This is a genomic window from Zymomonas sp., from assembly GCF_020216885.1.
Lineage (GTDB): Bacteria > Pseudomonadota > Alphaproteobacteria > Sphingomonadales > Sphingomonadaceae > Zymomonas.
Genome location: NZ_JAIWON010000013.1, coordinates 1 through 10,000, shown reverse-complemented (window position 1 = coordinate 10,000; position 10,000 = coordinate 1). Strand labels below are relative to the sequence as shown.

The following is a 10,000-nucleotide window of genomic DNA, read 5'->3' as shown; positions in this document are numbered from 1 at the left end:
GCGCTTTTTATCAAAAAGAGCAAGGGGAGGGTGGTCTCACCTTACAGGGTAACTTACCCGCAGCGGGGGCTTCTCCTGTCCCATTTAATGCTGCTATTCACAGCAGTTTTTCTGCGGATGTTGTTAGAGCCAATGCGCAAGGAAATATCGCCCATCTCAACTGGCATATGGCTGCGCCTGTTGAAATCCGTTCTGGTAAAAATGGCTATGATATATCGAAAATAGTGATCCAGCTTCCCAAAGGGCACATCGATCTATCCGGCCATTATGGTGGGCAAAATAGTTATGCCGCGCTTCAAATGGCCGATATCGATTTATCTGAAGCCAATCTATTGTGGCCTGAAATCAATTTAAGAGGCCAACTGTCAGCTGTAGCGAATGCTGATTTGACGGGTAATATTCCTCAGATATCCGCTCGCTTGGCTTTAAATAATTTTACGCGGGTTTCTGTTACCGGATTATCTCAACCTATTAATTTGGTCGTGGCCGCCACCAATGATAAAAATGGTTTGGTCTCTGAAGCCGTAATCCGCCAAAAGCAGACAATGATCGGGCAAATGCGGCTGGGCGTTACGCCTAATTATACCCGTGAGAAACAACATAAGGTTGATTGGATAGAGGCTTTAAGAAAAGGCCGATTAAGTGGCGGCATTCGCTATAATGCTGATGCCGATATTTTATGGTCAATGAGTGGTGTCAGTGGTCAATCTATAAGGGGGCCCATGGCCATCGCCGCTGATATTTCCGGTGAGGTTGAAGCGCCTGTTTTAACAGGGCTTATTCGAGGCCGATCATTACGTTATGAAAATAGCAGCTATGATACGCTTGTCTCTTCAATTGATGTTGATGGGCATTTTGACCAATCAAAATTCTTTTTAGACAAAATGACAGGCAAAGCCGGTAAAGGCACAGTCGCGGCTAAGGGTTATGTCAGCTTTGATGCGGCAAGCGATTATGATTCAGCTTTGAATATTACATTAGAAAAGGCAACGCTTGCCCGCGCCGACGAAATGAAATCAACCGTTTCTGGTAACCTTGATATCACAAGTAATCGTAAGGATGGCGGTTCTATTAAAGGTAAGTTGAAGTTACCTGAAACCCGTTATCGTTTTATCATGGACAACAAGGAAACGGTTCACGACTTATCCGGTGTTAAACGTAAAGGACAGGTTGAAGACGCAGCGGCTCATGAGGCGAAAGAATCTTCAGCCTCGGCTTCTATGTTGGCATCGGCGTGGAAGCTGGATATTCGGATTTCTGCGCCTGATCAGTTATTTGTTGCAGGTATGGGCTTGGAGTCCGAGTGGGAAGCCGATTTACGTGTCAGAGGAACGGCCACTGCTCCCAATATCACAGGCGATATGCGGGTTATCCGAGGCACCTATAGTTTTGCTGGCCGGCGTTTCGATATCGATCATGGTGAAATTCAGTTTACAGGCGGAAATCCACCCAATCCGGCACTTGATATTACAGCCGAGGCAACAGTCGATGATATAACCGCTACGGTAAAGATTGGTGGTTTCGCCAATAAACCGGAAATTACTTTTTCATCCTCACCGTCATTGGCGCAGGATGAAATCCTGTCGCGCTTGCTGTTCGGTTCTTCTGTAACCAGTTTGTCAGCCGTTCAGGCCGTACAATTGGCAGCAGCCTTGAATACACTTCGGACAGGCGGCAAGGGCTTTGATCCACTGGATAAACTGCGTTCCGTGATTGGCATTGATAGATTAAGGGTTGTTGGGGCGAATAGTTCGACTGGCCAAGGCACTTCTTTGGCAGCCGGAAAATATCTCTTCAAAAATGTCTATATGGAAGTGATTACTGATACCCATGGTTTTACAGCAACCCAGATCAGAATATCTCTGACCCGAACCCTGTCGCTTCTCAGTGAAGCCAGTAGCTTCGGGTCATCCAATGTAAGTTTGCGTTATTCAAAAGATTATTAACCTAACCAACTGGTCAGAGCCCAATGCGCTCTGACCGCTGTTTTCCATAATTCGGGAAGAACAAGGTCATCTGGCGTAATCTTTTCAGGCCAGAAATTTTCAACGAGTTGATAAAGTTTTTCCCATCTTTTTGGTGTCAAGATAAAGCGCTGATCAACGGCTTCCAAAGCGGCTTTCGATAGCGGAACCCGCAATCTTAGGCAGGCAGGCCCTCCGCCATTTGCCATACTTTCACGGACATCAACCACAACTGCTTTTTTAATTGGATTGTTACCGTTGATAATCCGGTTGACCGTTTCCCAAACTGCGGGATCGTTTTTTACTTCTTGAGGTAAAATAAGCGCCATTGTCCGGTCTTTTAAGGTAACAATTTGGCTATTAAACAGGTAGCTTTTAACAGCCTGTTCCAAGGTAATAGTATCAATAATAATCGGAATAAAACCGTCAATTTTTTCGGCTATCCGCTTTATCCATTCGCCTTGATTTTCAAAAGCCTCGGCATGTGCCAGCAAGACATATTCATTAGCCACGGCAACAACATCATTGTGAAAAGCGCCTTTGGCAATGGCCTCTTTTTTCTGGGGGATGAACCATGCCAGATCGGGTTTCACCTCTCCCAATCGAGCCACTGCCTGACTTGCCCTCAGTTTTTGTCTTGCCGGATAAATATCATTTTTCTCGCCATAGACAAAAATATTTATTCCAGTGCGCCCATGTGCAGAGGTAATCCGCATATGGTTTGCAGCACCCTCGTCGCTGAAATGCTGCCCGCAAGGTAAGGGATGGTGCATAGCAAAAAAACAGCTATTCGAAAAAATCTGGTTTAGCTGGGCATAGGTCGTTTGCGCTTCCAAATGACGATGTAGCATCGTTGCCAGATTAGCTGTTATAAAGTGAACACGGCCATCATGGCTGTCAAATTCGGCAATAACCGTTGCGGCATTGGCTGCCCACATCGAAGAAGCAGAGCAGAGATTATTAAATAAAAGCCGGTCATCCTTCGCGGCTTGTTTCAAAATAGTTTTGTCATCGCCTTTATATCCAAGATGGTGCAACAAGTGCGTTACTGGCCTTAACGGGGGTAAAAACACCCCTTGGGTTAGCCCCATATCCATCAGGCTTTTCATTTTTTCTAGCCCCTGAAGCGCCGCTTGCCGCGGATAAGATGGCTGACCGGCATGGAGCGCACTGGCAACATTTCCCCGTGATAAACCCGCATAATTATGGGTAGGACCGATCAAACCATCAAAATTCACTTCAGAAACAATCATGTTTTTCCCTTTTTTGGTCTATCAATGGCAATGCATTAAGTAGATTCTATCTGGAAAGGCGTATTGGAAGAGCTTTTGACCTAAATTTTTAATCAAGATTGGTTTAAAGGTTAATAGGATATAAAATGAAACCTGTTTTTATTGGTATTGCTGATACTCGTTTATCAGATCAGGAAAAAAAGCTGTTCCGTCAATATGAGCCTGCCGGTTATATTCTGTTTCAGAGAAATATTACAGACAGAATGCAATTAAAGAAATTGACGGCAGATTTAAGAGCCAATAGTCGACAGAATATTCCAATCCTGATTGATCAGGAAGGCGGCAGGGTCGCCAGAATGAAACCGCCTGTTTGGCCAGTTTTTCCTGCTGCTGCTCGATTTGATGCGCTTTATCAAAAAGCCCCCGTCAGTGCGATTGAGGCTGTGCGCGCTAATAGTCATGCACTGGCTTTGTTATTGCAGGATGTTGGCATCAATGTCGATTGTATGCCGTTATTGGATATTCGCGATCCCGAAGGTGATAACATCATCGGAGACCGTTCTTTTGGTCATAATCCTGAACAAGTTGGAGCTTTAGGACAGGCGGTTTTAGACGGGCTGGCAAAAGGCAGCGTTTGCGGCATTATCAAACATATTCCAGGACATGGGCAAGCCAAAGTAGACAGTCACAAAGCCTTGCCGGTGGTTGATAGTCCTATTGAAATATTGGAACGGGATCTCAAGCCTTTTCAGCGTTTACGTCACGCCAAAATGGCGATGACCGCTCATATTATTTATCAGGCATGGGACAAAGAAAATTGTGCCAGCTATTCTTCAAAAATTATCCAAGATATTATTCGCGAAAAAATTGGTTTTAAAGGCCTTCTTATGTCCGACGATATCGGCATGAATGCTTTGGATGGTAATCCGGTAACACGGGCGCTACGCGTTTTTAATGCCGGTTGTGATATCGCGCTTCATTGCTCCGGAAAATTCGATGAAATGAAAGCTATTTTAGAAAATATGGATGAGATCAGACCAGAAAGCTTTGCTGCATTGGAAAGAGTAACCGATGGATTTTCAAGCGCTTCTGATTTTGATTTAGATATAGCAGAGAATAAAGCTCTTTTTGATCGCTGCATTGCCGAGCGCGACGCTTTATTTCTGGAAGCTGCGGTCTAACCATCTATTAAAGGCACCGAAAAAACGGATAACAGTGGTTTGTCCAGAAATCTTTTGAACATACTGGCAAAATCCTGAAAAATATCGCTTTTTTCATGTGCTAAAAAAGCAGCATGGTCTTGCCAGCGCTCGTTCAGAATAAAGCGGGGCGGCTGGCTTTTGTCGTATCCAATGTGAAACGCTAGATAGCCTTCTTCTGTTTTTGATTGGTCGGCATAATGTAGCAAAGCCTGCTGAAGTGCTTCCTGTTGATCGGCCTTAGCCGTTAGAATGGTGGTAATATCAAACTCGGCTGTCATATTCATATTCCATCTGAAAAAATCTGTTTACCTATCTGTAATCATAGAATTTTTTAAAAATTTTAGCCCTGAAAGAATTAAAGCGCCGTCTAAAGCATCACCTTGAGATGGGCTTAATTTACAGGAAATATGATTTGAAAGCCATGGCATAAAGGGAGCCGCCAATCCGCCCATCAAACAGCAATGCGCCGCCCCTTTTTGAAAAATGACTTCAATGAAATTCTCGATATAGGCAACGGCCTGTTGGATGATAGAATAGGCTACAGGGTCACCTTCTATGCCAGCTTCTATAACCCAAGGGGCAAAAAGAGCGTAATCTGTTGCTGTTGCGGCATCCATCCATGCGATCAATCCGAAGACATCATCCGAAAAATGATGAATAATCCGTTCTGTCAAAACAGTTTTTTTAAGGCGGTCATCATAAGCCCTTAGGCTATACCTAATAGCCTCCAAGCCTAACCATGCGCCACTGGCTTCATCAGAAATAGGGAATCCATATCCCCCTAATGTTTCGCTTTTTCCGTCTATGCGGATATGCGCAATGCTGCCGGTGCCTAAGATAAGGATAGCGCCGTCACGCCCCCGATGTGCGCCAATATTAGCAATTTCATCATCACCAGTATAGCGTGTTGTGGCAAAAGGAGACGGCATTTCTTCAAGGGCTTTTTGCAAACCCGGACGAGAAAGACCAGCGATTCCAAAAACGGCATGGACAGATGACCAGTCGTCTTTATTCAAGCCAGCCTCTTGGCAAGCCAGTTCAGTCACTTGCATCAACAAAGGCCAAAGATTGGCAATTCCGATACGGGCATTGGCTGCTCCGATTTCTGCATGACCAAGAATACGGCCATCATGATCGGTCAAGCGTGACCGGCAATGGCTTCCTCCAGCATCAACTCCCAAAAAATAGACCATTTCCAAATTCCACTGATTAGATTTGACCCTTTGATTGCGATTAAATCGCGATAAATCCAAGATATTACGGCTCGTTGCCAGAAATTTTTCAGAATCTGCTGGCTCTTGTCACCTTATTTATGAATCTGTTTTTTTGAATTAGGTATTTTCTTTTTCTTTTTGACATTTAAGCTGTCGGGTCAATTTCAGGGAGGGGTTATGTCTCGATTGAAGATCTGCATAAATTTATCGGCTATGAAAAAATATCTGATGCGAGGTGGTATCGTTGCCTCGCTGACCTCCATTTTAGCGATACCAGCCTTATCCTCTGCACCGGACAAGACGATTTGGCCAGAAAATGGCGATATCGCAATGCATTTTTCGGCACCGACTGCACATTATGATTATGAAAAGCGGGAGGTTATGATCCCGATGCGAGATGGTGTCAAATTACATACTGTCATTGTTGTTCCGAAAAACGGCCGTAACCTTCCTATCCTGTTAACAAGAACGCCCTATGATGCGTCTAGTCGAACAAGCCGCAGCGACAGTCCTTCTATGCTAGCAACCTTACCAGAGGGAGATGAGGTTTTTGTCCGTGACGGGTATATTCGTGTTTTTCAGGATGTGCGGGGCAAATATGGTTCAGAAGGTGTCTATATCGTCACTCGTCCACCCGTTGGTGATTTAAACCCGACCAAAGTCGATCATACAACCGATGCATGGGATACGATTGAATGGCTGACCAAACATATTCCTGAAAGCAATGGTCGTGTCGGTATGATTGGCTCTTCTTATGAGGGATTTACCGTTGTCGCGGCCTTGCTTAATCCACATCCTGCGCTGAAAGTCGCCGCACCGGAAAGCCCAATGGTGGATGGCTGGATGGGAGATGACTGGTTCCATTACGGGGCTTTCCGACAGGCCGCTTTTGACTATTTCCTTCGACAGATGACTGCCAAAGGCACAGGCGCACCGCCTGTACATGGTGCTTATGATGATTACAAGGCTTTCCTTGAAACCGGATCAGCAGGAAATTGGGCAAAAAAAGAGGGTATTGACCAAATTCCTTGGTGGCAACGTCTAAGCATCCATCCGGCTTATGATAAATTCTGGCAAGGGCAGGCTTTAGATCAGTTAGTGGCCGCGCATCCTTCTCATGTCCCAACTATGTGGATTCAAGGACTCTGGGATCAAGAAGACATGTGGGGCGCTATCCATAGCTTTGAATCCCTCAAAAATGCAGGCCATATTGATACCAATTATCTGGTAATGGGGCCTTGGCGGCATAGTCAGGTCAATTATAATGGCTCTTCGTTGGGGGCTTTACATTGGGATGGGGATACTGCGCTCCAATTCCGGCGTGATACATTACTGCCTTTCTTTAACCGCTATCTGAAAGATAAACAGCCAGCAGAAGAAACACCTAAAGCCTTGATTTATAATACCGGTGAAAATCATTGGGATAAATTGAACGACTGGCAAACGGACAAGGAAAAACAACTCACACCGCTTTATTTACAGGCACAATCAGCTTTGTCCTTTACCAAACCGACTTCTGGCAATACCCCTTCGGATCAATATACTTCTGACCCTAAAAAGCCGGTGCCTTATCTGCCAACGCCGATCACCTTTGCCGATACAACACGTTGGAAACAATGGTTGGTCGAAGATCAGCGCTTTTCCGCCAGCCGCCCCGATGTTTTGACCTATGAAACGCCGGTTCTCGACCATCCAGTAAAATTAAGAGGCGCGCCTTTCGCCAATCTCTTAGCCGCAACAACTGGAAGTGATGTTGATTGGGTGGTGAAGCTGATTGATGTTTATCCTGACGAGATGCCCTCTGATCCCAAAATGGGAGGCTATCAACTGGCGATCAGTATGGATATTTTCAGAGGCCGCTATCGTAACAGCTTTGAGAAGCCGTCACCGGTTCCAGCCGGAAAAGTCCAGCAATATCGCTTCCGCTTACCGGTTGTTGATCATGTTTTTCAGCCGGGACATCGGATTATGGTTCAAATCCAGTCGAGCCTTTTCCCGCTTTATGATCGCAATCCGCAGCGTTATGTCGAAAATATTATGTTCGCCAAGTCTTCCGATTATACGGCAACCGTAGAAACGGTCATGCATTCACCGGATCAGGCAAGCTCGGTTGAATTACCGATTATCCCATAAAGCTTTGATAATAAACCCGCTACTGAGGAGGCTGTTTTTCAGCTTTCTCGGTAGCAGAAAAACAAGTTTTAAATTCTGTCAGTTAAGACTTGCTATTCTGTTTACGCTCTCTATGTTCACCTTATGTTCTTCATGCTGTTCCGGTATATTCGACGCAATTCTGACATTATGCCGGTTGATGCCTTAAGAGAGACGTTATAGGAGAAGGGGGGTAGCGATGGCTCCGCAAAATAAGGTTACGACTTCCGGTAAGGATAATAATATGGACAAGCAAAAAGCCCTTGAAGCCGCTTTGGCGCAGATTGACCGCGCTTTTGGCAAAGGTTCGGTTATGCGCTTGGGGTCTCGCGAAAAAATCGAGATTGACACAATTTCCAGCGGATCGCTTGGCCTTGATATTGCGCTGGGCATTGGTGGCTTGCCCCGTGGCCGTATCGTCGAAATCTATGGCCCTGAAAGCTCGGGTAAAACAACTTTGGCACTTCATGCTATCGCCGAAGCACAAAAAGCAGGTGGAACAGCGGCCTTTGTCGATGCTGAACATGCGCTCGATCCAGTCTATGCTAAAAAACTGGGCGTTAATACAGATGATCTGATCGTCTCTCAGCCTGATACTGGTGAGCAAGCTCTGGAAATTACAGATACCCTGATCCGTTCTAATGCTGTTGATATATTGGTTGTCGATTCTGTTGCGGCCTTAACACCTCGCGCTGAAATCGAAGGCGAAATGGGCGATAGTCACGTTGGTTTGCAAGCCCGTTTGATGAGTCAGGCGCTTCGCAAAATTACCGGATCAATCAACCGCTCTCAAACTTTGGTTATTTTTATTAACCAAGTCCGCATGAAAATCGGGGTAATGTATGGCAACCCTGAAACGACAACAGGCGGTAATGCTTTAAAATTCTATGCCAGTGTCCGGCTGGATATCCGCCGTGTGGGGCAAATCAAAGACCGCGATGAGATTGTGGGGAATGCTACCCGCGTTAAAGTGGTAAAAAACAAGCTGGCACCGCCTTTCAAGCAGGTTGAATTCGATATCATGTATGGAGAAGGCGTCTCCAAGATGGGTGAAATTCTTGATCTGGGTGTTAAGGCTGGCATAATCGACAAGTCTGGCTCATGGTTCAGCCATGATTCCATTCGGATTGGTCAGGGTCGTGAAAATGCTAAGACTTTCTTGCGTGAACATCCCGAAATGACTGAAAAAATTGAGAAAATGATTCGTCATAATACGGCTGAAATCGCAGACGAAATGCTGGATGAACCAATTTCCGAAGATTAAGGTTTTTCAAAAATCTCAATCTTAAAAAAGAGGTCAGTTTTATCTGGCCTCTTTTTGTATTTTTTAGTCGGTAATATGACCAAAATCAGCATCATTAAAAAACGCCTTGAAGCCGCGTATGCAGGGCTAAAAACGGTCATTGATTATGCCTTGCCGCCGCGCTGCCCAAATTGTGGCGCGGTCATTCTGGCTGATCATAGTTTTTGTGTTGAATGTTGGCAGTCGCTTCATTTTTTAGTCGAACCAGCCTGTATCCAATGCGGTTTTCCTTTACCACGCGATCAGCAATATGAACCGCTTTGTGGCCGTTGTTTACAGCATCCACCTTCTTTTGACAGGATGAATGCGGCGGTAGCCTATGACGAAATTTCAAGACAGCTTGTGTTGCGCTGTAAATATGGCAAGCAGACCATGCTGGCACGCGACATGGCCAAATTGATGATGCGGTTTTTGCCAACAAGGGAAGATATCCAGAAAATTCAAAATGGCCTTTCAACAGATAAAAATCGATTGCCGGATATCAAGACATCTTCAGTTGAAACGCCTTTGATTATGCCGGTGCCACTTCATCGCTGGCGGTTATGGCAGCGTGGATTCAATCAAGCGGCTTTAATCGGGCAATATATCGCTAAGACCAGCGGCTATGACTATGATTGCGATAGCTTATATCGCCGTCATTCTACAAAACCACTAGGACATTTAACGCCTAAACAACGCCATCAAATGGTAAAAAATGCTTTTGGCCTCCGTATCCGAAAAAAGGACAGATCATTAACAGGTCGTGATATTATTTTAATCGATGATGTTTTTACCAGCGGGGCAACAACAGAAAGCTGCGCCCGCTTGCTAAAGAAGGCTGGGGTAAAATCAGTCCACGTCTTATGCTGGGCAAGGGTTATCCCGAAAGATACTTTTCTATAGAAACGAAAAAACGGGTTGTTTCACGGTTATTCAAACAGAATTTTTAGCCCAT

Annotated in this window: 8 protein-coding genes; 5 read left to right on the top strand and 3 right to left on the bottom strand. The window is 45.2% G+C overall.

What is annotated here, in order from left to right:
- Positions 1 to 1,946, top strand: a 1,946-nt coding sequence (locus LDL18_RS00720; RefSeq protein WP_296506109.1) for a translocation/assembly module TamB domain-containing protein, incomplete at its 5' end; no start/stop codon positions are given.
- On the opposite strand, the gene LDL18_RS00715 is transcribed toward LDL18_RS00720, so the two are convergent.
- A complete protein-coding gene (locus LDL18_RS00715) occupies positions 1,943 to 3,217 on the bottom strand; it encodes an N-succinylarginine dihydrolase (RefSeq protein ID WP_296506107.1) in 1,275 nt (424 codons plus the stop codon). The two genes, LDL18_RS00720 and LDL18_RS00715, sit on opposite strands and share 4 nt — an antisense overlap.
- A 125-nt stretch (positions 3,218 to 3,342) precedes the next feature.
- Between LDL18_RS00715 and nagZ the strand changes: the two genes are divergently transcribed.
- Positions 3,343 to 4,377 (top strand): beta-N-acetylhexosaminidase, encoded by a 1,035-nt coding sequence (gene nagZ, locus LDL18_RS00710; RefSeq protein ID WP_296506105.1) that lies wholly within the window; start codon positions 3,343 to 3,345, stop codon positions 4,375 to 4,377.
- On the opposite strand, the gene LDL18_RS00705 is transcribed toward nagZ, so the two are convergent.
- Both LDL18_RS00705 and LDL18_RS00700 read right to left on the bottom strand, forming a co-directional pair.
- Positions 4,374 to 4,676 carry an antibiotic biosynthesis monooxygenase family protein gene (locus tag LDL18_RS00705; protein WP_296506103.1) on the bottom strand — a complete coding sequence of 101 codons (303 nt, stop codon included), beginning with the start codon at positions 4,674 to 4,676 and terminating at the stop codon, positions 4,374 to 4,376. The two genes, nagZ and LDL18_RS00705, sit on opposite strands and share 4 nt — an antisense overlap.
- Positions 4,677 to 4,703: 27 nt before the next feature.
- The gene (locus tag LDL18_RS00700; RefSeq protein ID WP_296506101.1) at positions 4,704 to 5,591 is read right to left on the bottom strand and encodes a BadF/BadG/BcrA/BcrD ATPase family protein; all 888 of its coding nucleotides are present in this window, start codon (positions 5,589 to 5,591) and stop codon (positions 4,704 to 4,706) included.
- Between the two features lie 198 nt (positions 5,592 to 5,789).
- Between LDL18_RS00700 and LDL18_RS00695 the strand changes: the two genes are divergently transcribed.
- The 3 genes from LDL18_RS00695 (at position 5,790) to LDL18_RS00685 (ending at position 9,948) form a co-directional block, all read left to right on the top strand.
- The gene (locus LDL18_RS00695) at positions 5,790 to 7,745 is read left to right on the top strand and encodes a CocE/NonD family hydrolase (RefSeq protein ID WP_296506099.1); all 1,956 of its coding nucleotides are present in this window, start codon (positions 5,790 to 5,792) and stop codon (positions 7,743 to 7,745) included.
- 217 nt (positions 7,746 to 7,962) lie between these two features.
- Entirely contained in the window at positions 7,963 to 9,027 is a 1,065-nt protein-coding gene (gene recA / locus LDL18_RS00690; RefSeq protein ID WP_296506097.1) for a recombinase RecA, read from the top strand.
- 75 nt (positions 9,028 to 9,102) lie between these two features.
- Positions 9,103 to 9,948: a ComF family protein gene (locus tag LDL18_RS00685; protein ID WP_296506095.1), complete on the top strand. Its 846-nt coding sequence runs from the start codon at positions 9,103 to 9,105 to the stop codon at positions 9,946 to 9,948.
- The last annotated feature ends 52 nt before the right edge of the window (positions 9,949 to 10,000 follow it).

What these genes read in the sequence shown, in the direction of transcription:
- LDL18_RS00705 (WP_296506103.1), bottom strand. Translation starts at nt 4,676, where the DNA reads ATGACAGCCGAGTTTGATATTACCACCATTCTAACGGCTAAGGCCGAT.
- recA (WP_296506097.1), top strand. Translation starts at nt 7,963, where the DNA reads ATGGCTCCGCAAAATAAGGTTACGACTTCCGGTAAGGATAATAATATG.
- nagZ (WP_296506105.1), top strand. Translation starts at nt 3,343, where the DNA reads ATGAAACCTGTTTTTATTGGTATTGCTGATACTCGTTTATCAGATCAG.
- LDL18_RS00685 (WP_296506095.1), top strand. Translation starts at nt 9,103, where the DNA reads ATGACCAAAATCAGCATCATTAAAAAACGCCTTGAAGCCGCGTATGCA.
- LDL18_RS00695 (WP_296506099.1), top strand. Translation starts at nt 5,790, where the DNA reads ATGTCTCGATTGAAGATCTGCATAAATTTATCGGCTATGAAAAAATAT.
- LDL18_RS00700 (WP_296506101.1), bottom strand. Translation starts at nt 5,591, where the DNA reads ATGGTCTATTTTTTGGGAGTTGATGCTGGAGGAAGCCATTGCCGGTCA.
- LDL18_RS00715 (WP_296506107.1), bottom strand. Translation starts at nt 3,217, where the DNA reads ATGATTGTTTCTGAAGTGAATTTTGATGGTTTGATCGGTCCTACCCAT.